Origin of the sequence: Phyllobacterium sp. CCNWLW109 (assembly GCF_037203905.1) — a bacterium.
Lineage (GTDB): Bacteria > Pseudomonadota > Alphaproteobacteria > Rhizobiales > Rhizobiaceae > Phyllobacterium > Phyllobacterium ifriqiyense.
Window position 1 is genome coordinate 25,695 of record NZ_JBBCBK010000004.1, and the last position, 24,131, is coordinate 49,825.

The following is a 24,131-nucleotide window of genomic DNA, read 5'->3' on the forward strand; positions in this document are numbered from 1 at the left end:
TTCGATTTGGGAGGCGCGTCATCGCACACCATTGCGCGCTATGCAAGGGACAGCTTGTGATCGCTCTTTATGAAATCAACGAGAGCGCGTAACGGCGCAGGCATATGATTGCGGCTGGGATAATAGAGCCGAGGGCCGGTAAAACTGAGCCACCAGGATTGCATTACAGGCACAAGTTCACCGCTTTGGAATGCAGGCGTAATCGTTTCTTCGAAAGTGTATATCAAGCCAAGGCCAGCAATCGCCGCTCCGAGCTCAACTTCGATAGAAGATGCGAGCAAAGGACCCTTGGGAGTAACTTTCACAGTTTTCCCATTCTTTTCAAACTCCCATGCAAAGGAGACGCCGCTCGCAAAGCGATGGCGAATGCAGGCATGGTTGATGAGATCGCGCGGGTGCTCTGGCGTGCCGTGAGTGTCAAGGTAATCAGGTGCTGCGGCCAGAACAAACCGCTGCGTGCGCGGCCCGATTGGAATTGCGATCATGTCGCGTTCAATACTCTCATCATAGCGAATACCGGCATCAAAGCCCGCGGCGAGGATATCAATGAATGTATCGCTTGCGAGGATGTCGAGACTGATCCCTGGATGACTAAGAAGGAACCTGTTGACGATAGGTGGCAGGATACTACGGGCGACGATAATCGGCACATTTAACTTGAGTGTTCCAGTGGGGCTGTCGCGGAAGCTGTTTAAGGCATCCAGCGCGCCAGCGATCTCGCCCATTGCGGGCTTTAAACGCTCCAGCAATTGCGTACAGGCGTCCGTTGGTGTGACGCTTCGTGTGGTCCTGTTCAAAAGGCGGACATTAAGCCGCTCTTCAAGGCGGCGTATTGCATCGCTGAGTGATGATGCGGAAACGCCGCGAACTTTTGCTGCAGCCCGAAAGCTGCGGGTTTCCGTGATCGCGACCAACGCGCTCAAATCAGAAAGGTCTGGTTCATTCATTGTACGCTTTTCCGAACAACCCGTGCATGATAAAGCGGATTATCGCACAAATTGAAATCTTTTATAGTTGCATTCGACAGCTCGTAAACAGGAAAATACGGAGTTTTAGAATGCAATATCATCAACTTGGTGCAACTGGCCCGAAGGTTTCTGAAATTGGACTCGGTTGCATGGGCATGTCAGGCATGTACGGACCCTCCGATCGTGCCGAGAGCATTGCTACAGTTCATGCCGCTTTGGATGCCGGTATCAACTTGCTGGATACGGGCGATTTTTACGGTATGGGCCACAATGAAATGCTGATAGCTGAGGCATTGAAGGGCAGAAAGCGTGAAGATGCGCTGATAAGCGTTAAATTCGGAGCGCTTCGCGATCCGAGTGCCGGATGGATCGGATTTGATGGAAGACCCGCGGCGGTCAAGTCTTCGCTCGCCTATACGCTTCAACGGCTGAATGTTGATTATATCGATGTTTACCGGCCAGCCCGGCTTGATCCTGATGTGCCAATTGAAGACACAATCGGTGCAATCGCCGATATGGTAAAGGCAGGTTATGTCAAACATATTGGCCTGTCCGAGGTTGGTTCGGCAACGATACGGCGTGCGGCTGCCGTTCACCCGATTGTTGATCTCCAGATTGAGTACTCGTTGATCTCACGCGGCATTGAGGACGGCATTTTGCAAACTTGCCGCGAGCTTGGCATCAGTATCACTGCCTATGGCGTGCTTTCGCGCGGACTGATCAGTGGGCATTGGCAGAAGGATGCAGCGGCACCTACCGATTTCCGTGCGTATAGTCCCCGGTTCCAGGGCGAAAATGTCGACAAGAATTTGGCGCTTGTCGAGGCGCTCAAAGCGATTGCTGACAAGAAGGGCGCTTCTGTCGCACAGATCGCCATCGCATGGGTTGCTGCGCAGGGTAAGGATATCATTCCGATTGTGGGCGCTAGGCGTCGTGACAGATTGACTGAATCCTTGGGTTCCCTTGACGTTGCACTCACCGGTGAGGACTTGGAAGCGATCGAAAAAGCTGTGCCAAAAGGCTCGGCAGCGGGCGCCCGTTATGCCGCTGCACAGATGGCGCATCTCGATAGTGAAGTCAGCGCACATGGTTAGATAGATAGGGCCGGTCTGTCAGCCCTATCTAAATAGACACAGATTAGCCTGCGGTTTTGTTCGCGGGCTTTTCTTTATGCCCGCCGAACTCGCTGCGCATGGCGGAGAGAATCTTGTTGGCAAAGTCAGCATTGCCGCGCGATGAGAACCGTTCCTGCAAAGCAGCGCTGAGGACGGGCGTTGGCACAGCTTCATCTATGGCAGCGATGACGGTCCAGCGTCCTTCACCGGAATCGGAAACATGGCCTTCATAGCTCTCCAGGCCGGGATCACCATAAAGGGCATCAGCAGTCAAATCGAGCAACCATGAACTGATAACACTGCCACGACGCCACACTTCGGCGATCTCTGGCAAATCAAGCTTGTATTGATAATGTTCTGGATTTTGCAATGGCGTGGTTTCCGCGTCAACTACATGCTCACGCATGCCGATGTCCGCATTTCGCAGAATATTCAGACCTTCGGCGTAAGCGGCCATCAATCCATACTCGATGCCATTATGGACCATTTTGACGAAGTGTCCGGCACCGTGTGGTCCACAATGCAGAAACCCCTGATCTGCTGTACTGGCAATGTCTTTCGGGCGGCTTTCAGTGATCGGCAAGTCACCTTTGCCAGGTGCGAGAGCGGCAAAAATGGGAGAGAGATGCTCAACGGTGGGTTTTTCGCCGCCGATCATGAGACAATAGCCGCGCTCCAGGCCGAATATGCCGCCGCTGGTTCCCACATCAACATAGTGGAGACCTTTTGACCGCAAGGCTCCGCTGCGCCTGATGTCATCATGATAATAGGAATTGCCACCGTCGATCAGGATATCGTCCTTATCCAGCAATGGTACGAGTTGATCCAGAACTTTGTCGACAACAGCAGCGGGAAGCATAAGCCAAACAACCCGTGGTTTGGACAGTTTGGAAACGAAATCCTGCAGAGACGCACTTGCCGTAGCCCCCAGCGCTTCCAATGCAGCCATGCTTTCAGCGCGCGCGTCATAAACAACGCATTCGTGTCCGTGCTGCATCAGCCGTTGGGTCATATTGTTACCCATACGGCCCAATCCAATCATACCGAGTTGCATTTCTAAATCTCCGGGGGAAGGTTGAAAAATATCCTTGAAGGATGGCATTACGGGCCAGGTCGCTATGTTACCGGACGGCAGGCTATCTGCTTCCTGATTTATCAACGGCGGCGCGAAGCGTGTCAATGTCAGTCACTCGCGGATAGAGCTCCCGGCCCACGATGAAGGCGGGTGTGCCGGCTAGCCCTAGTGATTTTGCCTGCGCAGCGTTATGACCCAACCGCTCTTGTATGGTATCGAAATTTTGTTCCAAGGCATCCCTGACCCGGTCAGTGTGGATGCCAGCTGCTCGTAAGGTTTCATCTACCCGTTTCAGCGTGAGCCTGCCCGGCACCTTCATGAGAGCGCCGAATGCTTGTTCGTGTTGACCGCTATACCCAGCGGCCAAAGCCATTCTTGAAGCGTAAACTGAAGTATCTCCGAATATGGGCCAATCTCTCATAATCAGCCGTATCGACTTATTGTCTTTCAGCAGTTCTTCCAGTTGAGGATGAAGCTTTTTGCAATTGGGGCATTGATATTCGAAGAATTCGACGATTGTCACGCTGCCTTTCGGGTTGCCAAATACAGACCAAATAGGATGATCTTCCCGTGGCTGTTCTTTTGCCTCAGCTATCTTAGGTAAAAATACGCTGCTTAAAGCCACAGTCAGAAGATCACGGCGATTCAAAAATGGATTGGTCATCAGTTCCCCGGCCAGCATTATCTGCTCGCCATCATGGCGAAAGGAACGGCATATTTGGGGCGCCGGATTGAGAAAAACGAGTAAAAGCCGGTGGCTTGGATTCGTCCGCTTTTATCAGATCGGCAGCGCAACAATATCGATGTGATCGCTGTCCGCTGTGTGCACATCGTTCATTATCGCCGGAACATCCTGTCCCCGGTCAAGTAATGTGCCCTCTGCAGTGATAATGGAAATTTGATAGCCAAGGTCTATAAGGAATTTCAAATAGGTCTCGGGCGTGACGCTGGATATCCAGCCGATTAGATTTGGGCTGAATTCGCTGACAATAATGGGGCGAAATTTTCTCAATGTATTTATCATGCCGGTAAAGGCGCGGTATTCTGCACCCTCAATGTCGATCTTGACGAAATCAACCCGATTCCAGTCATGCAAGACATCATCGAGCCGTACGCAAGGGATTAAGCGTTTGATTTCGAGTGACTGTCCCGATTGAAGCGTAGCGCTGACGCCGTTGGAACCGGATCCATTCAGGGCGAGTACATCGGTTTTATCACCGACCGCGCTCAAAAGAACATTAACGTGGCTGAAGGAATTCGCGTCGCGACTTGCCACAAGCAAACGACCGTTTTCGACATTCGGCTCTACCGCTAGAACGCGTCCCTGGCTTCCGACCAGTTTCGCACAGAGCATGGTGAAGTAACCAATATTCGCCCCGATATCTATGACGTGCATTCCCGGCTTGACGTATTGTTCGAATACCCTCGTCACATTTGGTTCATAGGCACCACCGATGACATTGATCCCGACATCCGGATCATTTCGATCCGCATAAATCCATGCGTCATTGAGAAAGACCTTTTCGATCTGCCGATCAGATGCTGGGTCAAGTAAGCGGCGGCTCTGAAACTCAAGTGAGTTGAGATACATGCGAACAATGCTTTCAAGCGGCTGACCTACATAAGTGTAGTGAGATTTTTCAACTTCGTTCATTGTTCGACCCAAAATCAAACGGAACGCATAATCTATGTCAGCGGTAGTCGTGATCATCATTGTTCTGGCACCCGATTATAAAGCGCCTAATCTCTTGAGAGGAGTGCGCGGGGGCAATATTCAACGCTGTGATAATCAAACGCAAGGGCGTTTGTATATTTCAGAACTCAAAGTAATCGCGGAAATTCTTTCATTCCTACTGATAGATAAGAGTAGTTCGAGGGACATGCGAGGGAGCGTAGCTGACCAAACGCTGACTATTCAGAGTCTTCCTTGCTGATGTTACAAGGAAAGGCGCAGTGCAGGGCAAACACGCGCATTACGGCATTCGCCTTAAGTATCAATAATAGAGAGGAAGGTCAGATGGTGGGCGTGACAGGGATTGAACCTGTGACCCCTACGATGTCAACGTAGTGCTCTCCCGCTGAGCTACACGCCCATCTGCCGGGCGCATACACCATATTGAATTGTGTCCGTCAATAGCTGTTAAAGGAACTTATCGGGCTTTCTTGCAGGAATATCGGATTAGCTCGGCGCAATCAGGCTGCGACGAGCATTTTTTCGATTTCATTGACGAGATCGCGCAAGTGAAATGGCTTGGATAGAACCTTGGCATCTTTTGGTGCCTGCGAATCGGCATTTAAAGCCACGGCAGCAAAACCAGTGATAAACATAATCTTCAGGTCCGGATCGATTTCAGATGCCCGGCGAGCCAATTCGATCCCGTCCATTTCCGGCATGACAATATCCGTCAGCAACAAGGAAAATGGCTCTTCACGGAGACGATCATAGGCGCTGGCTCCATTGTCGAAATGCGTGACGTGATAGCCAGCTTTCTCCAGCGCCTTCACCAGGAAGCGCCGCATATCATTGTCGTCTTCTGCAAGAAGTATTCTTTTCATCGGTCCGTCCGAATTATCTAGCGCCGATCATCCCCAGACCAGCGTTCTGTAAAATCTACAAAGCGCTTTTTTGGTAAAGATCACGTGAATGATTTGCTAGAAATAAGGCTGAACGCGCGAAATGTCGAGGTGGTCCGGCGCGGATAGATCATCTTAAGAAAGATCAGCGAATGTTGCTTGCACGATCAATTCCATTACAGGCAAACTTGATCTAGAGTATTCAGGCATTGCCCGCAGGTTCAGCAATAACATTTGAAGTGAATGATGACCGTCAACCGCGATTTCCCCGATAGCTCTCCATTTGAATTGCGGCAGCCATCCGATCAGCGCATTCCATTTGTTTTTAACTCACCCCATAGCGGCCGTTTCTATCCACCGACATTCATCCTGCAATCACAGCTTGATGCGCATACCATCCGCCGCTCGGAAGATTGCTTTGTGGATCAGCTCTTCGCATCAGCCGTAATGCTGGGCGCACCGTTAATGCTGGCGCATTTCCCGCGTGCTTATCTTGACGTCAATCGCGAGCCCTATGAACTTGACCCCAAAATGTTTTTGGAGCCACTGCCTTCGTTTGCGAATGGACATTCTGCCAGGGTGGCAGGGGGCCTCGGCACGATTCCGCGGCTTGTTGGGGAAGGGCAGGAAATCTACGCGCAAAAATTTCATATTTCGGAAGCGCTCGGACGCATCGATAGTATCTACAAGCCCTATCATTTAATGCTCGGAAATGTGCTTGCGACGACATGTGCCCGTTTTGGCTATGGCGTACTGGTCGATTGCCATTCAATGCCTGCCAGTATCCGCTTTCCAGAAAGCGGAATGCGCCCGGATTTCATCATAGGCGACCGATTTGGCACGAGTTGCGCGCCCGAATTAGCCAGCGCCGCCATACAATTGTTGCGCGAAATGGGTTATGTGGTTGCACACAACAAGCCTTATGCCGGCGGCTACATTACTGAACATTATGGCCGTCCCCTGAAGCATATGCACGCATTGCAGATCGAGGTTAATCGCGGCCTTTATCTGAATGAGAATACCTACGAAAAAAAACCCGGATTTGAGCAGCTCCAACGGGATATCGGACTGTTCCTTGCGGACCTGGTTTCCCTGCCGGATTTTTATTTTCTCGATACGCCCTTGGCGGCAGAATAGGGATCCACACCATATCTCAATAAAAAAGACCGCGCGTGAGCGCGGCCTAAGTCTAGGGAGGAAACGCCCAAGGAGGGCATAGACAGGTCACCCCGTCCATTTTCTAGTTTATGCTGCGTCGCACAAATGTCAAGGTATTTGAGTGATTTTTTAGCATTCTTATATCATGCCTAAAAAACGCGCATAAATTGCGCGGTTTGATCACAAAAGAGAATAATAAAGTCATCAGGAGCTATTTTGGTCATCGATCTTACCTTTTTGAAGCAAATCGCCGAGGTTGCAGCCCAGCAGACACTGCCGCGTTTTCGCACAGTAGCGCTGGTCGATAATAAATATCAGACAGGGTTTGATCCGGTTACCGAAGCTGACAGGGAAGCCGAGCGAGCCATACGTAGCTTGATAAATGCAACTTTCCCCGAACATGGAATTTTAGGCGAGGAATTTGGTGGAGAGAATTTAGCGCAGCCAAACATTTGGGTCATTGATCCTATTGATGGGACGCGGGCCTTCATCTCCGGCCTGCCGGTATGGGGAACGCTGGCTGGACTAACAATCAATGGCGATGCGGTGGCGGGGGTAATGTCTCAGCCATTCACGCGCGAGCTTTTCATGTGCGATGGCGATGCCTCTTGGTACGAAGGACCTGACGGGGTTCGGCGTTTGCAAACGCGCAAGACCACCGAACTGGCCGAGGCAACATTGTTTACGACTACGCCAGCGCTCTTCAAGGGTGCGCAGCGGGAAGCCTATGACAGGATCGAGTCGACGGCGCGCCTCGCGCGTTACGGGACAGATTGCTACGCTTACGCAATGTTAGCATCAGGATTTGTCGACTTGGTGATCGAAACCGGACTTCACCCATATGATATCGTGGCGTTGATTCCTATCATCGAAAAGGCCGGTGGTGTTATCACAACCTGGGATGGTGGCGCGGCGGAAAAAGCAGGCGACATTGTTGCGGCGGCTACACCGGAACTGCACGCCAAAGCGCTGGCCTTGCTCAATCAGTAAGCTCTGTCTCGTCCGATAATTGCGTTGGTTCGTTGCCTGTTCCCGGAATGAAGGCATCAAATGCTGCAAAAAACTGTTCGCGATAGAAATCAGCCTCCTGCAGAATCTCATGCTTTGCACCATCAATTGTGAGAAGAGTGGTGTTGCGCAGTTGCACAGCATAACGCTCTATCGCCGGGGTTGAGACAATGGTGTCCGCGCCAGCTGCGATAATCAGTAATGGAATGCGTATTTTCTCGATAAATTCAGGGCGATTGACCCTGTTAATCGCTTTTGCGGCAGCGACAATCCAGCTTGCTGTCGGGCCACCAAGAGCGAGTTCCGGCGCTTGTTCGAGTACATCGCATTGGCGCTTGTAACGGCTGGCATCCGATGTCACCGGGTTGTTTTCAAAAGGCCTGGCCTTGTATGGGCCGCTGAGCATGTAGGTTCTGCCAAGCCCAATGGAGCGCAGCGAGTTTGCGACGATCCTTGCCGTCATTCTTTGTAAGCGCGTCATGGGAATATCAAGCAGGGGTGATGTCAGGACCATGCGATGGATTCGGTTGGACATGGAGGGCGCTGCAAGCAGTGCTATGAGGGCACCGGTGGAGTGAGCCAGAACATAGAACGGGCCCTTGCAATCGGGCAGAAGCACGGTTTCAAAAAACCTTTCGAAGTCGGCAACATAATGTTCAAAGCTTTTTATATGGCCTCGCGCCGCATCGCGTAAAAGACGGCTTGAGGCGCCTTGGCCACGCCAGTCAAATGTGGCCACTGTAAAACCGCGCGCCGCAATATCCCTGGCGGTTTCGAAATATTTTTCGATACATTCGCTACGACCGTGCAAAATAATGACAGTTCCGCGGATCTGGGATGTGCTGGCGGGGATGATTGCATAACGCAGTTGCTTGTGATCCGGCAGATCAAAGCTATCGACACGGGTACCCGCGGGAATAGGGTTGGACGCAATTTCGACGAGTGATCGGATCATGTGCGGTCGGGTGCCTCAAAGAGCAAGTTGCCTCCGTGATAAAGCCGCTCCGACAGAACGTCAAACAATGCCTGAAACGGCAAAGCTAAAAATAAAGATCGACCGGAAACTCTGCCTGAGAGCTTCCGGTCAGTACATTGCAGATGGAAGGGACGTTACATCTGCAATGATTTCGGCTTTTTTATCAGTAGGCCGGATTGATCTCGATGCTGAAGCCGGAGCGGCGATCACGGTCACGTCCGACGCGGCGGGTTTCAAGAATTTCGCCTCTGCGGGATACGACGACAATCACCGGATTGCCGCGGCGAGAAGCTCTTACAAAATAACGGCCACGTTCGAAATCGATATCGCGAACCCGGTAACCGCGACGCTCCAGCATGCGGGCAACATCGCGTGGCCCAAAGCGTTCACGGCGGTCATCGCGCCAGTCCGAACGGTCGCGATCGTAACGGCCACGATCCTGAATGAGATAGCCATCCGATTCGTCCTGCTCCAGATAGATGGCAGGTGAGTTATCGCGATAATAACGTTCCTGAGCAAATGCCGAGGAGGCGAAGCCTGTGATCAAAACGGCGGCTGCAGTAAGAGCGATAAGGGGTCTTTTCATTGTCCTATCCTTTATATGCCGGACCGTATCCGACCTTGGGTGTAGTTATAAAATCATCGAGCTGAACGTATTCCGAAGATGATGTTCATTTTGCGTTCATTGAACGTCGCAGTTTCATACAAATAGACTTGAAACCAGGAATTGCGCTTACCAAATATGGTTTGCAGCCGCCATATCGGGGTTGCTGGTTCAACAGAATTTGCCACATCGGGGATTCTGACGTGAATCAAAAAACGCAAACATTGTCGCTCTAAAGGAGGGCTTACCCATGCGTCACGTTGATTTTTCACCACTCTACCGTTCAACCGTCGGTTTCGACCGGCTTTTCACGATTCTCGACAGTTTGGCTCAGCCGGAAGGTGCCCAAACTTATCCGCCCTATAATATTGAGCGGACAGGCGAGAACACCTATCGCATCACAATGGCCGTTGCCGGGTTCTCTGAGGATGAAATCCAGATTGAAGCCCACCGCAACCAGCTCAAGGTGACGGGCGAAAAGACTGCTGAAAAGTCGGAAGATTCCGAAACTTTGTATCGCGGTATTGCGTCTCGCGCATTTGAGCGCCGTTTCCATCTTGCCGATTTCGTCGAGGTAAATGGGGCCAGCCTGAAAAACGGCTTGCTGCACATTGATCTCAAGCGCGAAATTCCGGAAGAGATGAAGCCGCGCAAGATTGCGGTTACGGCTTTGTCCGATAACGAAGCCAAGCAGATAGAAGCAAAAGCCACTAACTAAGCGGCTACTGCGATGAGTGGAGAGCGGCGCAGCGATGCGCCGCTTTTTATGCGATCAGATCGCCAAATTGGCGGACTTCTTCTTGCGTCGTAGCAAAGCTGGTTACGAGGCGGATCATTGTTTCGTCATTTGCAAGCAGGTTTTCTTCGTTGTGGGGCGGCTTCCACTCATAAAAAATGGCTCCGCTTGCCTGTAGGCTCGCCACAACACCCTTGGGGGCAATCGCAAAGACTTCGTTTGCCTGGGGTTGCCAGGCAAGTCTCATCTTCTTCGAACCAGCAATTTGTTCTGCAAGAAAGCGCGCCATCGTATTGGCGTGGGTCGCGAGCTCCAGCCATAATCCGCCAGCAAAATAGGCTTCGAATTGCGCTGCAACGAAACGCGACTTTGAAAAGAGCTGCGCGGATCTCTTTCGGATAAAGGGCACGTCCTTTGCCTGATCGGGGTTCATGAATATCAATGCTTCTGCACACCAGCAGCCGTTCTTGGTTCCTCCGAACGACAAAATGTCGACACCCTGTTTCCACGTCATATCCGCAGGGCTGCAGCCAAGGGTAATGAGCGCATTGGCAAAGCGAGCGCCATCCATATGGAGTGGCAGGCTATTATCCTTGCACAGTGCTGAAATCGCTGAAATTTCGCCGAGCTCATAGATGGTGCCGATTTCTGTGGATTGGGTAATTGAGACACCCATGGGCTGTCCGGCGTGCACATTCCCGGGGGCGAATCCCCGAATAGCTGTTTTAAGATTATTAGTATCAATACGCCCGGTTGGACCGTCTACCGGCTGAAAACGGCCTCCAGCTGAGAGAAAGCCTGGTGCTCCGCCCTCGTCCTCAATCAGATGGGCCTCACGATGAGCGAAGGTTACGCCGCCTGGCCTGCCGATGGCAGCTTGGGCAAGCGAGTTGGCGGCAGTGCCAGTTCCGACGAAGAAAACGGCGACCTCCCGTTCAAAGATTGTGTTGAATGTTTCATCTATTGCGCGGTCGAGCGTGCTGGTGCCGTAAGCCGAGGCAAAGCCATCGGAATGCCGGTTTAAATTCGCGGCAATTTTGGGGTGGGCGCCAGCCCAGTTATCGGACGCAAAGTGCATGAAGCAAACCTCTCTTCAGGATGGATGAGCAGAGGCTTACGCCTTTAGAAGCATAGTGGAAAGCAGCCGTAACTGTTAATAATGGAGGAAGTAACTATTCAGCATTCTATTTTTAGCGGAAACACCTGCTCTCGTAACTAATGCGAGCAAATTGACAATTTGACGCAATCTTCTTTCGTGGAATGATGTTATTTTTTGCTTTTCCATCTTGTTTGTTTGGAATAATTCTGGCATACGCTGATACGACAGCATTGCTGTCCTATTTGCGGAGACTGATAATTGAGGACGGCAGTCAAGTGCTTTCGTCCTTCTTAAGGTGCCCGCAATCTACAATCGGAAGATATGCCGCATGAAGCGGGGCAGGAATTATGCTATTCCGTCCCATATGACTAAGACCGCCCTGTGAGGGCTTCAATGGAGGAATTGACGATGTCGGATTTGACGCCATCTGTAACGACTGAACTCGCTCAGGCCGTACAGAATCGTGCGGTCAAAACCAATAAATTGTCAGGTTTCCCCAAAGCCCAAGGCCTTTACGATCCCCGTAATGAACATGACGCATGTGGTGTGGGCTTCGTTGCCCATATGAAGGGTGTGAAGTCCCGTAAGATCATCGAAGACGGGCTTTTCATGCTCGAAAACCTGACCCATCGCGGCGCTGTTGGTGCCGATCCATTGATGGGCGACGGTGCTGGCATGCTTGTCCAGATTCCGGACGCGTTTTTTCGCGCGGAATGGGCAGAAAAGGGTGTCGAGCTTCCTCCGGTCAATCAATATGCCGTTGGCTATTTCTTCATGCCGCAGGACCCGGAAGAGCGTGCACATATCGAGCAAGTCGTAGCGGAAGTTATTGCTTCGGAAGGCCAAACACTTATCGGTTTCCGTGACGTGCCCGTTGATAATTCGTCTTTGTCAAAGGCTCCGCATATTGCTGCCACCGAGCCGTTTCATCGTCAGGTCTTCATTGGACGCAACCCGAATATTGAATCCAATGAAGACTTCGAAGGTCGCCTGTTTGTCCTGCGCAAGGTGATTTCAAACCGTATCTATCAAGAGAACGGTGGCAAGGAGAGCGACTTTTACGTTGTCTCAATGTCTGCCCGTACGATTGTCTATAAGGGCATGTTTCTCGCCTATCAGGTGGGTGCCTATTATAAGGATCTGAAGGACCCACGCTTTGTCAGCGCTGTCGCGCTTGTGCATCAGCGGTTTTCGACAAACACGTTCCCTTCCTGGAAGCTGGCGCATCCCTACCGTATGGTTGCGCATAACGGCGAAATCAACACGTTGCGCGGCAACGTCAACTGGATGGCTGCGAGACAGGCTTCGGTTGATTCCGAGTTTTTTGGCAACGACATCTCAAAGCTCTGGCCAATTTCTTATGAAGGCCAGTCGGATACGGCGTGCTTTGATAATGCTTTGGAGTTCCTGTTTCAGGGCGGGTATTCGCTTGCCCATGCAATGATGATGCTGATCCCCGAGGCATGGTCCGGTAACAAGCTGATCGCGGATGATCGAAAAGCATTTTACGAATATCATGCTGCGCTGATGGAGCCGTGGGATGGACCAGCTGCTGTCGCGTTCACGGATGGCCGTCAAATTGGCGCGACCTTGGACCGCAATGGTCTACGTCCAGCGCGCTATCTCGTGACTGATGATGATTTCGTGGTCATGGCCTCGGAGGCGGGTGTGCTTCCTGTGCCGGAAGAAAAGATCGTCAAGAAGTGGCGGTTGCAGCCCGGTCGCATGCTGCTGATCGATATGGAAAAGGGTGAGATTGTTTCTGATGACACGATCAAATCCGAAATAGCTAATCGCCATCCATACAAGCAGTGGCTCAAGAACACCCAGTTGATCCTGGAAGAATTGAGCCCGGTTGAGCCGCGCGCCTTGCGCAAGGATGTCAGCCTTCTCGATCGCCAGCAGGCATTCGGCTACACGCAGGAAGACACAAGAATCCTGATGTCGCCCATGGCGACGACAGGTCAGGAAGCCATTGGTTCGATGGGTACTGACACGCCGATCTCGGCAATGTCTGACAAGTCGAAGATGCTTTATACCTATTTCAAGCAGAACTTCGCGCAGGTCACCAATCCGCCGATTGATCCGATCCGCGAAGAGCTGGTGATGAGTCTTGTTTCATTCATCGGTCCACGCCCAAATCTTTTCGATCTGGTTGGAACATCGCGCCGCAAGCGGCTGGAAGTACGCCAGCCCATCCTGACCAATGGAGATCTGGAGAAAATTCGCTCCATCGGCCATACGGAAGATCGTTTTGACACCAAGACGCTCGATACGGCCTATAATGTTGAAGAAGGCGCTGCTGGAATGGCCGGTGCCGTGGAGCGGCTTTGTGATCGCGCTGAAGCGGCGGTTCACGGCGGCTACAACATCATCATTCTTTCCGATCGCCAAGTTGGTCCGGACCGGATTCCAATCCCGGCGCTTCTCGCAACCGCGGCCGTTCACCATCATCTGATCCGCAAAGGGCTGCGTACGTCGGTTGGTCTCGTGGTTGAGTCGGGCGAGCCGCGTGAAGTGCATCACTTCTGCTGCCTTGCAGGTTATGGTGCGGAAGCAATTAATCCGTATCTGGCTTTTGATACATTGCTCGATATGCACAAGCGGGGTGAATTTCCGCCGGAAGTGGATTCGAGGGAGGTTGTATCGCGCTACATCAAGTCCATCGGCAAGGGCATCCTCAAGGTCATGTCGAAGATGGGCATTTCGACCTATCAGTCCTATTGCGGTGCTCAGATTTTTGACGCTGTCGGGTTGAAGTCGGAATTTGTTGATCGCTTCTTCTTTGGTACGGCGACGATGATCGAAGGCGTAGGACTTGAGGAAATAGCGGAAGAAACAGTGCGCCGCCATCGTGACGCCTTTGGCAATGATCCTGTTTTGTCCACTACACTCGATGTTGGCGGCGAGTATGCCTATCGCATGCGCGGTGAAGCACATTTGTGGTCGCCGGACGCGGTAGCAAAGCTGCAGCATGCCGTGCGTACGGACTCGGCCAGCACGTTTAAAGAATATTCCGATATGGTGAACAGCCAATCGGCGAGGGCCAAGACCATTCGTGGCCTGTTCAATATCAAAATGGCTGCCGATACCGGCCGCAAGCCAGTTTCGATTGATGATGTCGAGCCTGCCAAGGAAATCGTAAAGCGGTTTTCCACGGGTGCCATGTCGTTCGGCTCGATCAGCCGCGAAGCCCATACAACATTGGCTGTAGCGATGAACCGTATTGGTGGTAAATCGAATACCGGTGAAGGCGGCGAGGAGCCCGATCGCTTCTACCCACTGCCCGATGGCAAGCCAAATCCGGAACGTTCCGCGATCAAGCAGGTGGCATCTGGACGCTTCGGTGTAACAACAGAGTATCTCGTCAATTCTGACATGATGCAGATCAAGGTTGCTCAGGGCGCAAAGCCCGGTGAGGGTGGTCAGCTTCCCGGACATAAGGTCGATGCGACAGTTGCCAAGACCCGTCACTCGACGCCCGGTGTTGGCCTGATTTCGCCGCCGCCGCATCATGACATCTATTCCATCGAAGATCTGGCCCAGCTGATCTACGATTTGAAGAACGTCAATCCCGAAGCGGATGTGTCGGTTAAGCTTGTTTCGGAAGTTGGGGTGGGCACAGTTGCTGCCGGTGTGGCCAAGGCGCGCGCTGATCATATTACCATTTCCGGTTATGATGGCGGCACAGGTGCATCGCCGCTGACGTCGCTCAAGCATGCCGGTAGCCCATGGGAAATGGGCCTCGCTGAAACCCAGCAAACGCTGGTGCTTAACGGGCTTCGCTCGCGCATAGCCTTGCAGGTCGATGGTGGCCTGCGAACCGGTCGTGACGTCATTGTCGGCGCACTTTTGGGAGCGGACGAGTTTGGCTTCTCTACCGCTCCATTGATAGCGGCAGGGTGCATCATGATGCGCAAGTGCCACTTGAACACCTGTCCCGTTGGCGTTGCAACGCAGGATCCGGTCTTGCGCAAGCGCTTCAAGGGCACGCCTGAGCATGTGATCAACTTCTTCTTCTATATGGCGGAAGAAGTTCGTCAGTTCCTGGCTGAGATGGGTTACACGCGGTTCGAAGAGATCGTCGGCAAAGCCGAACTTCTCGAAAAGCGCGAGGCGATTGATCATTGGAAAGCCAAAGGGCTCGATTTCTCTCGCATATTCCACAAGCCGGAAGCGCCCGAGGAAAAGACACGTTGGACAGAACGACAAAACCATCCAATCTTCGATATTCTCGACCGCAAGCTTATTGAGCAGGCGCTGCCCGCCCTCGAAAGCAAGCAACCGGTCAAGATCGAAATGGGCATCAAGAATGTGGATCGCTCTGTAGGTGCAATGCTTTCTGGTGAAGTTGCCAAGCGTTATCGGCACAAGGGACTAAAAGAAGATACAATCTCGGTGAGATTCACAGGTACGGCCGGGCAATCTTTTGCTGCATTTTTGGCCAGAGGCATCTCCTTCGAGTTGATTGGCGACGGCAATGATTATGTAGGCAAGGGACTTTGCGGTGGCCGCATTGTCATTCGCCCGCCTGAAAATACGAAAATCGTGCCGGAAGATTCAATCATCGTTGGCAATACCGTGCTGTACGGAGCAATTGAAGGCGAGGCTTATTTCCGTGGGGTCGCGGGCGAACGGTTTGCTGTTCGTAATTCCGGAGCAATTGCCGTTGTCGAAGGCACCGGCGATCATGGTTGCGAATATATGACCGGCGGCGTTGTCGTCGTCATTGGCCAAACGGGCCGGAACTTCGCAGCCGGCATGTCCGGCGGCGTCGCCTATGTCCTTGATGAAGCTGGCGATTTTGCCCAGCGTTGCAACATGGCCATGGTTGAGCTGGAGCCGGTTCCGGAAGAAGATGACATCCTTGAGAAGCTTCATCATCATGGCGGTGATCTGGCACATAAGGGGCGTGTTGATGTTTCGGCCAATATGACAAGGCATGATGAAGAACGTCTGGTTCAACTGATTTCGAACCATATGCACTATACGGGTTCTGGCCGTGCCAAAGAAATTCTCGATAATTGGGAGAATTTCAGGCCGAAATTCGTGAAAGTTATGCCGGTGGAATACCGACGCGCGCTCGAGGATATGGAGCGTATGCGGATGGGTGTCGCAGCCGAATAGTTTCAATGCCTTAGCTTCGAGCGTCGCTGTTGCGATGCTCGGCAAAGGTCCAATGCTGCCCGTTGATTTAAATCGATATGGGTGGTCCTCCGAGAGGCGAGGGGAGCAGTTTTATGGGTAAGGTTACAGGTTTTCTTGAGATAGACAGGCAGGTTGGCAAGTATCAACCGGCATCGGACCGCATCCGCCATTTTAGGGAATTCACCATTCCCATGACCGATGGCGAGGTCAAAAAGCAGGCGGCACGCTGCATGGATTGCGGCATTCCGTTTTGTCATGGCCCTACGGGTTGCCCGGTTCACAACCAGATCCCTGACTGGAATGACCTTGTCTACAATGACAATTGGGATGAGGCGATCCGGAACCTGCATTCCACCAATAATTTCCCTGAATTTACAGGCAGAATTTGCCCTGCGCCTTGCGAAGAAGCCTGTACGCTGAACCTTGAAGATGTGCCGGTATCGATCAAGACGGTCGAGCAGGCCATCGCTGACAAGGCCTATGAAACCGGTTTTATCATTCCTCAACCAGCCGCTTCCAAGACCGGCAAGAATGTTGCGATCATCGGTTCGGGTCCGGCAGGGATGGCGGCGGCGCAACAACTTGGCCGCGCAGGACATGAAGTTCATGTTTACGAACGCGAGAGCAAGCCAGGTGGATTGCTGCGATATGGCATTCCGGATTTCAAGATGGAAAAGCATTTCATCGACCGGCGGGTGAGTCAGATGGAAGGTGAGGGCGTCACTTTCTTCTGCGGCGTCAATGTGGGAATTGATAAGCCAATTCAGGAGCTTATCGATAGCTACGATGCCGTTTTATATTGCGGCGGCGCCGAAACGCCGCGCCCTGCAGGCATTCCCGGCGCTGAATTTGAAGGTGTCCACGATGCGATGCACTATCTGGTTCAGCAAAATCGTCGTGTAGGCCGTGAAAACATTGAATCCGTTGCCTGGAAAAGCGACTCGATTGTCGCGTCCGGAAAGCACGTTGTGGTTGTTGGCGGTGGTGATACGGCGTCTGACTGCGTGGGCACGGCATTCCGTCAAGGCGCGGTAAAAGTGACCCAGCTCGACATCCGCCCGCAGCCTCCAGAAAAAGAAGACAAGCTGAGCGTATGGCCTTACTGGGCAACGAAAATGCGTACTTCTTCATCGCAAGCCGAGGGTGCTGCCCGTGAATTTCAGGTGGCAACGCTTGAATTCATTGGAGAAAACGGCGAGCTGACCCATGTAAAATGCTGTGAAGTGGATGAGGCACGCAAGCCTATTGCCGGAACGGAATTCTTCATCAAGGCCGATCTTGCCTTCATCGCAATCGGCTTTTCCGGTCCGTTCGAAGACGGGATTGTCAAAGAGCTTTCCGGTTCGCTGGAAATGAAAGCCGACCGTCGTGGCAACCGCTCGGTTGTAGCGGATGATGTCGATTATCGTACCAGTGTCGACAAGCTTTTCACCGCTGGCGATGTCAGGCGGGGACAGTCTCTGGTGGTCTGGGCGATCCGGGAAGGTCGTCAGGCAGCAGCTTCAATAGATGAGGCTTTAATGGGAAGTTCGGTGCTCCCTCGATAGGTATTTCTACCGCGCGCAACCAAATTGCACGCGGTAGTTACAATTATTCGGCAAAAATCGACGATTCTTCGGCAATTCCCAGAGAGTTTTCGTTGTTTTTGTATCAGTTCCGGAAATTTTGATTTGAGTTCGCAACTTGTCGGATTATTTTTGCGGAAATCCCGATGACAATCTCATGCACGTGGCGCGCGAGTACCAATGTCGGTCCTATTTGGCCGGTTTTGGCCAAGAAAAATCATTTGTGCGTCCGGGCTGGCTTGCTGGTGTCACACCCTGTTTGATGAGCAGATCGCGGTCCGATTTTTCGGCAGCGGGGACGGAGCGCGTGGAGGCGCCAAGTAGATCGGTGCCGCCGTCCAGTTCGGGATCATTCAGGCTGATTGGCGCAAGCCTGTCAACTCTGACAGGACCGGATGGCGTTTCCGGCAATGCCTGCACAGGAGCACCCGGTTTGATGGCGGCAATATCGGGCGCGGTGGCTGTACCCAGCATTTGGCGCAATGGCTTTTCGACATAGAAAGCGAGTTTACGCTTGCCGGCAGGGGTCAGGCCGATTCCGTCATTGTTACGCAGGCGCGCCGTTTGCCCCGACATATCGAAGCCGGTAAGCGTAAACGAGCCACTTTGATCAACGAAGCCATCCCACACATCGACGAACGTGCCTTCGGCTTTTTCAGCGGCATTGCGATAGAGTTCGTTAAAGGCCAGCACGTCATTGGTCATGCTCTTGGTTTTGAAAGCCGGTTGCCCGACCCAGACGACCGGTTTGCCGGTTTTCTCGACCGCATCTAGAAATGCACCGAGCCGAGCCTGATACTCCTTCGACCATTCTTCACTCAGGAATGGTTTTCCCTTGGCCTCAGACTGAACACCGGTAAATTGCTGCCGGTCATTGGCTCCCGCCATCACCACGACGACTGAAGGTTTTTCCGTTTCAATCAATCCACCTATGGTCATAGGCCAATTGCGATGGTCGTCGCGCACGAACCCGGATGAGCCATCGGCCTTATCAATGACGCGCACGCCGGGGCTATCGATAAAAGCTGCCTCAAGACCCTCCGCCAGACCGCTGGCCATGAAGTCGCCAACGACAAGAACTGTCTTGGCATCAGGCAATTTGTCAGGAATGGCTGGTTCAACCGCTACCGATGGCGCGGGTCCCGATTGCGGTCCTGCCGGAACTGCTTTCGGGCGCGCGGGTTTGGTTGCGCGATTTTTAGGCCGAGGGCGGACCCTCCGGCCATCATCGATCAGGCGGTCGGTATCTTCGCGATAAATTTCACGACGTCCCATCAGCATATCGAGCAGGGTTCGGGCAGCTGCGGTTTCGGTGAAAACGAGTATCCCAGAAAGTCCGAGCGCCATAGCAAAACCTGCCAGCCGTATAATTCTTTGCTCGGGCGCAGTGCGTGGTTCGACTTTCGACAAGCGCTCAGGAAGCTCACCACGAGGAAGCTTCGTGGGTTGCAAAGAAAGTGGCAACCTCTGAGTTTCTTTAGTTTCTGCCGTCAAACCACATTCCTCACGGTGAGCTTGTCGAACCACGCTACACGTTCGCGCGGTGCGACAGACTCTCCCCTACTTCTTGCGCAGGATCGTCAGCACTTCCTTGCTGGGGTGACCATCAGGGTCCAGGCCCATGCGGGTCTGGAATGCCTGAATGGCATTGCGCGAACCACTGCCGATCTTGCCATCTACCTTGCCGTCATAATAGCCGAGTTCGGTCAAATGATGTTGAAGTTCTTCGCGTTCTTTCATTGTGATGGGCGTAAACGGCCGATTCCAGTCCTGACGCAGGCCCGTTGAACCGGCAATCTGATCGGCCAAAAGGCCAACGCCCAATGCATACTTATCGGCATTATTGTAGTTTTTCAGCACGAAAAAATTCTTGGTCATGAGGAATGACGGGCCTTGGCGTCCATCCGGCACTTTCAACGTCGCTTTTACGCTGCCATTGGGGAAAGCCTTGCCATTGGCACGGACGACCCCGAGTTGTTGCCACTCTGCGATGGACTTTGAACCGGCGGGGAATTTGCGCCCGGCAGGCAGCACAACCTCATAACCCCATGTCTGGCCGCTCTGCCATCCATTCTTGCGAAGAAGATTGGCGGCTGTCGCCAAGGCATCAGGCACGGAGTTCCAGATGTCGCGTTTGCCATTGCCATCCATATCCACGGCATAGGCGATATAACTTGTCGGAATGAACTGCGTATGGCCGAGCGCGCCTGCCCATGAACCGGTAAGGTGACTGCGGTCAATATCGCCGGACTGAAGAATTTTCATGGCGGCAATCAATTGCGTGCGGCCGAATTTGCCCCGGCGCGGATCAGCATAGGCAAGAGTGGCGAGCGAGCGCACAGCATCGCGCATCACATCATCGCGTTTCATGATCTCGCCGTAGTTGGTTTCCATCGACCAGATTGCGAGAAGAATATTGCGATCAACGCCGAATGATTTCTCAATGGCACCCAGCCAACGGCTGTACTTCTTGGCCATTTCGCGGCCTGTTGCCACCGAGTTTTCATTGACGCGGTTATCAATATAATCCCAGACAGGCGCAGTGAATTCCGGCTGGAATTTCGCCTTCTCCAAGACTTCCGGATCGATCTCCGTGACGCCGGCAAAGGCGCGCTTATAGGTTGCCGCAGAAATGCCGCTGGCCATCGCCGTTGCCCTGAAATCGGCGATCCAAGCCTGGAACTTTGCATCGGCGGAGGCATTATTGACGTTGAGTGACAGGATAAGACCCGCCGCAGCTGCAATCATGCAAAAACGTTTAGACAATGCCGACGAAGCTTCAATCATGTTATGCCCTCGAAATGTGTTCCCACAGGTTCAGACGATAATATTAGCATGTCAAAGTTAGGAATTAGTTTACCATGCCTTCCTCAGTGCCCACATTAACATCGGCAAAGAATATTTATTTTACAGGCCTGTGCATTTTCGTTCTTTGAGGCCAGATTGTCCAGGATCTAACCAAAAACCAGAATCGGTATTTGGGAATTATATCAAAATTTGAATTGTTACTGCGGCTTTTGTGAGTTCACGACGACAATAGATGCTTTAACGAAGAAATCGCATGCAACACCAACGAGGTACCGATGACGACACTGAAGAAAATTCGCAAGGCCGTCTTTCCCGTTGCGGGTTTTGGAACCCGCGTTCTTCCAGCAACAAAATCCATTCCGAAGGAAATGCTGACAGTCGTCGACAAGCCAGTCATTCAGTATGTGGTCGATGAAGCGCGCGAAGCTGGTATTGAACATTTTATTTTCGTTACGGGCCGCAACAAGGCTGTTATCGAAGATTATTTCGACGCGCAGTACGAGTTATATTCATCGCTGACGGAGCGCGGTAAAACAGCCTTGCTGGAAGAATTGCAGAGCATTCAGCCAAGGCCGGGCACAACCAGCTTTACCCGTCAGCAGGTGCCGATGGGGCTTGGCCACGCCGTCTGGTGCGCACGCGATATCGTCGGCAATGAGCCATTTGCGCTGCTTTTGCCTGACATGATCATGCAGCCGGAAAAGAATGGCTGTCTGGCCGATATGGTGGAGCTATACAATCAATCGGGTGGCAATATCGTTGCGGTGCAGGAATGCGACCCGGCTGAAACACACAAATATGGTATTGTCGGGCAAGGCAAGCCGGTCGGCAATGGGTTTGAGCTGACGGAAATGGTAGAAAAGCCCGCCAAAGGCACTGCGCCTTCAAATCTTTACATTAATGGCCGCTATATTCTCCAGCCGGAGATTTTCAACATTTTGGAAAATCAGGAACGCGGTGCGGGCAATGAAATCCAGCTGACGGATGCCATGCTCAAACTGACCAAAGAACAGGATTTCTTCGGTTATCATTTCAAGGGCCGTACCTATGATACCGGCTCCAAAGAGGGCTTCGTTGAGGCCAATGTGGCCTTCGCACTGTGGCGCGAGGACATCCGCAATGGTGTGTTCGACAATATTGGCAATATGCTGAAGACGATCAAGCCAAAGGGGCAGTGATCTATTTTAGTTGGGAGCGGCCTTGGCTGCTCCCAATGTTTTGCGTGATTCGCCCTTCGATAAGCTCAGAAAATGGGTAATCGCATCTCCATTGTGCGTGGTTCGACGAGGCTCACCACGAGGAAAGTGAGTTGATTGCAGGGAATCGAAATCCTGCAAAGTTGAAAATCATCATGCAGCCCTCGGAGTTGTGAGGCAGGACCATGCAATCAACCGACCTTCCTCATGGTGAGCCCGTCGAACCACGCATTAGTTCAATACAATAACTTAGTATTACCGCTGCAATGTCACGCCGACATACACACTCGTCTCATCGGTATTGCGTGATTCAACGTCGCTACGGACAAGCTGGTGGCGGGCGCTGACATCCAGCCCGACAAAACGATTAAACCAGTAGGTTGCACCGATCTCGGCACCGAAACCCTTATCCAGTCCCGTATCATCTTTATTGTCGCGCAAAGAAGCGATCAGTTTGGCGTTAAAGTCCAGGTTGGCCCGGACCTGACGTTTGATGCCAACCGTTCCTTCATAATAGACCGAACCGCTTTCTCCGGGGGCGGTTGCGCCTTCGACGCGGGTCAAAAGACCGATATCGACATCGGTTCCGCGCTGCGGAGACCATTTGATCGCCGCATCCGCACTGAGGCCTTCGACAGCTTGCAAACGATCATCGTCAATACCTTGGCGTAAATAGCCAAGTGCGAACTCGCCTGACATTTTCTCCCCGAAATCAATCTCGACGCCGCCGCGAAGCCCTGAACGCACACCGGAACGGCGATAGCCGCTAAAATCGACTTTCTCATCATAAATGAGTTTACCAAACTCGACCTCGACAAAGGGCTTGATGGCAGGCGACATTTCAAAGCCGCCACGCAAGGCGATGCTGGCGAAGGTGTTGTCGCGATCTTTCTGGCTGACAGCGATATTGCCGAATTCGGCATTGCCGTAGGTGGTTCGGTTGACCTTGCCTTTGACATCGCCGAAAAATTTGCCGAACTCGTGGCGCAGGCCAAGCGTTCCATCAAGCTCTTGCACGCCAGGACGGTTTGATGTGCCTTGAAGCGTTGTTGGCGCGCTTGGATCTTCCTGCCGATAGCGATAGCCCGCTTCACCTTTTACAGTTGTGCGTGCGCCGAGATCCAGTTGAAAGCCAGCACGCAGCCCAATATTGGGCGCTGAATATTCCTCACCGGAAAGGGTCTTGTCATAGGTCCCATCAAAATCCAGCCATGCGGAATGGCGTGACCAATCTGTCGTGGCACGGGCACGCAGCCGGGTTTCCGACAGGATGGCGGATTTGCCATCCGAACTATTATCGGCATTGGTTGTTGCCCGCAGGCCCTGACTGAGGGAGGGGCGCAAAGTTACTGTTCCGGCCCGTATGCCGAGCGGCGCGAAGGGTTCAGGATCGGGACGCGGTATACGGCGCTCAATCGCCGAAACAGGCATATTGTCCTTTTCAGCGCGATTTTCCGCCGGATTGGCTTCCTGACTCTGTTCGATTGCGCCGGTGTCATAAGGATTTTCCGGATCTCGGTCAGTGTTATTCTCGTCTCCGGCCGCGGCTGTGGGGCGTGGCGCTCCTGGCCGTGGTTCCGGTGTTGGCACTGATGCCGTCGGAACTGGCGTCATCTGATCCTCCGGCGAGGGCGGCGGGTTCAGTCCACCGCTATCATCGGCTGGACCGCTCGGAGGGCTGCCGTCGTTTTGAGGTACACCCAACAATCCCAGATTGGAACTATCATCCTCGGCGGGCAGGGCGCCGGGGCTGACAGGCTCATAGGCGCGGGAGGGAATGCCGGAATCGGTTGTAGCTGCGCGCGAATCAGCGGGACGTGTAGTTTGCGTCTGCAGGGTGTTTCCCTGAATAGACCCGCGCAACTGAGAGTTGTCTGGCAGAACAGTTTGCTGAGCCAGAGCAGGGCCGCAAACCATAGACACAGTGCTGCCAAGCAAGATTGCGATGACGCAAAGATTGCTTGAAGCTTTGAAGCGATAACTCGCTTTTGCGCGTGGTTTGGACGAATGAGTCAATAGATTTGCCAAAGGGTTCGAACCTTCAACGATGGTAAAGAAGCATGGTTAATGACTTGATAAGACCGCCGGTTTTGCGCGGTGC

The 24,131-nt window shown here is 52.7% G+C and carries 18 protein-coding genes and 1 tRNA gene; 7 read left to right on the forward strand and 12 right to left on the reverse strand.

What is annotated here, in order from left to right; genetic code table 11:
- Positions 1-38: 38 nt before the first annotated feature.
- On the reverse strand, positions 39-947 hold the full coding sequence (locus V9K92_RS15610; protein WP_337354398.1) for a LysR family transcriptional regulator: 909 nt from the start codon (positions 945-947) through the stop codon (positions 39-41).
- Positions 948-1,057: 110 nt separating this feature from the next.
- Between V9K92_RS15610 and V9K92_RS15615 the strand changes: the two genes are divergently transcribed.
- Positions 1,058-2,062 (forward strand): aldo/keto reductase, encoded by a 1,005-nt coding sequence (locus V9K92_RS15615; protein WP_337354399.1) that lies wholly within the window; start codon positions 1,058-1,060, stop codon positions 2,060-2,062.
- 43 nt (positions 2,063-2,105) lie between these two features.
- Here V9K92_RS15615 and gnd read toward each other — a convergent pair whose 3' ends face one another.
- From gnd to cpdR, 5 genes are all read right to left on the reverse strand, one after another.
- Positions 2,106-3,137, reverse strand: a complete 1,032-nt coding sequence (gnd, locus tag V9K92_RS15620) for a phosphogluconate dehydrogenase (NAD(+)-dependent, decarboxylating) (RefSeq protein ID WP_337354400.1) — start codon at positions 3,135-3,137, stop codon at positions 2,106-2,108.
- Positions 3,138-3,219: 82 nt separating this feature from the next.
- Positions 3,220-3,840: a DsbA family protein gene (locus tag V9K92_RS15625; RefSeq protein WP_337354401.1), complete on the reverse strand. Its 621-nt coding sequence runs from the start codon at positions 3,838-3,840 to the stop codon at positions 3,220-3,222.
- Between the two features lie 96 nt (positions 3,841-3,936).
- The gene (locus V9K92_RS15630) at positions 3,937-4,812 is read right to left on the reverse strand and encodes an FkbM family methyltransferase (RefSeq protein ID WP_337354402.1); all 876 of its coding nucleotides are present in this window, start codon (positions 4,810-4,812) and stop codon (positions 3,937-3,939) included.
- 364 nt (positions 4,813-5,176) lie between these two features.
- Positions 5,177-5,251, reverse strand: a tRNA-Val gene (locus V9K92_RS15635).
- A 100-nt stretch (positions 5,252-5,351) separates the two neighbouring features.
- Positions 5,352-5,714 (reverse strand): cell cycle two-component system response regulator CpdR, encoded by a 363-nt coding sequence (gene cpdR / locus V9K92_RS15640; RefSeq protein WP_115052244.1) that lies wholly within the window; start codon positions 5,712-5,714, stop codon positions 5,352-5,354.
- 264 nt (positions 5,715-5,978) lie between these two features.
- Between cpdR and V9K92_RS15645 the strand changes: the two genes are divergently transcribed.
- Both V9K92_RS15645 and hisN read left to right on the forward strand, forming a co-directional pair.
- A complete protein-coding gene (locus tag V9K92_RS15645) occupies positions 5,979-6,869 on the forward strand; it encodes an N-formylglutamate amidohydrolase (protein WP_115052245.1) in 891 nt (296 codons plus the stop codon).
- Between the two features lie 237 nt (positions 6,870-7,106).
- Positions 7,107-7,880, forward strand: a complete 774-nt coding sequence (gene hisN / locus V9K92_RS15650; protein WP_115052246.1) for a histidinol-phosphatase — start codon at positions 7,107-7,109, stop codon at positions 7,878-7,880.
- Here hisN and V9K92_RS15655 read toward each other — a convergent pair.
- Both V9K92_RS15655 and V9K92_RS15660 read right to left on the reverse strand, forming a co-directional pair.
- Positions 7,870-8,853: an alpha/beta hydrolase gene (locus V9K92_RS15655; protein WP_337354403.1), complete on the reverse strand. Its 984-nt coding sequence runs from the start codon at positions 8,851-8,853 to the stop codon at positions 7,870-7,872. The genes hisN and V9K92_RS15655 overlap by 11 nt on opposite strands.
- Positions 8,854-9,037: 184 nt before the next feature.
- On the reverse strand, positions 9,038-9,460 hold the full coding sequence (locus V9K92_RS15660; protein ID WP_115052248.1) for a hypothetical protein: 423 nt from the start codon (positions 9,458-9,460) through the stop codon (positions 9,038-9,040).
- A gap of 268 nt (positions 9,461-9,728) precedes the next feature.
- On the opposite strand from V9K92_RS15660, the gene V9K92_RS15665 reads away from it, so the two are divergent.
- A complete protein-coding gene (locus V9K92_RS15665) occupies positions 9,729-10,196 on the forward strand; it encodes an Hsp20 family protein (protein ID WP_115052249.1) in 468 nt (155 codons plus the stop codon).
- Positions 10,197-10,242: 46 nt separating this feature from the next.
- Here V9K92_RS15665 and V9K92_RS15670 read toward each other — a convergent pair whose 3' ends face one another.
- The gene (locus V9K92_RS15670; RefSeq protein WP_115052250.1) at positions 10,243-11,292 is read right to left on the reverse strand and encodes a beta-eliminating lyase-related protein; all 1,050 of its coding nucleotides are present in this window, start codon (positions 11,290-11,292) and stop codon (positions 10,243-10,245) included.
- Between the two features lie 429 nt (positions 11,293-11,721).
- Between V9K92_RS15670 and gltB the strand changes: the two genes are divergently transcribed.
- Positions 11,722-16,440 carry a glutamate synthase large subunit gene (gltB, locus tag V9K92_RS15675; protein ID WP_337354404.1) on the forward strand — a complete coding sequence of 1,573 codons (4,719 nt, stop codon included), beginning with the start codon at positions 11,722-11,724 and terminating at the stop codon, positions 16,438-16,440.
- 113 nt (positions 16,441-16,553) lie between these two features.
- Positions 16,554-18,008 carry a glutamate synthase subunit beta gene (locus V9K92_RS15680; protein WP_115052251.1) on the forward strand — a complete coding sequence of 485 codons (1,455 nt, stop codon included), beginning with the start codon at positions 16,554-16,556 and terminating at the stop codon, positions 18,006-18,008.
- 207 nt (positions 18,009-18,215) lie between these two features.
- On the opposite strand, the gene V9K92_RS15685 is transcribed toward V9K92_RS15680, so the two are convergent.
- Both V9K92_RS15685 and V9K92_RS15690 read right to left on the reverse strand, forming a co-directional pair.
- Positions 18,216-19,520, reverse strand: coding sequence for an SGNH/GDSL hydrolase family protein (locus V9K92_RS15685; protein ID WP_337354405.1), 1,305 nt, complete (start codon positions 19,518-19,520; stop codon positions 18,216-18,218).
- A 66-nt stretch (positions 19,521-19,586) separates the two neighbouring features.
- Positions 19,587-20,813: a lytic murein transglycosylase gene (locus tag V9K92_RS15690; protein WP_115052253.1), complete on the reverse strand. Its 1,227-nt coding sequence runs from the start codon at positions 20,811-20,813 to the stop codon at positions 19,587-19,589.
- A gap of 296 nt (positions 20,814-21,109) precedes the next feature.
- Between V9K92_RS15690 and galU the strand changes: the two genes are divergently transcribed.
- Positions 21,110-22,012, forward strand: a complete 903-nt coding sequence (gene galU / locus V9K92_RS15695) for a UTP--glucose-1-phosphate uridylyltransferase GalU (RefSeq protein WP_162802453.1) — start codon at positions 21,110-21,112, stop codon at positions 22,010-22,012.
- A gap of 273 nt (positions 22,013-22,285) precedes the next feature.
- On the opposite strand, the gene V9K92_RS15700 is transcribed toward galU, so the two are convergent.
- Positions 22,286-24,046 carry an outer membrane beta-barrel protein gene (locus V9K92_RS15700; protein WP_337354406.1) on the reverse strand — a complete coding sequence of 587 codons (1,761 nt, stop codon included), beginning with the start codon at positions 24,044-24,046 and terminating at the stop codon, positions 22,286-22,288.
- Positions 24,047-24,131: the final 85 nt, after the last annotated feature.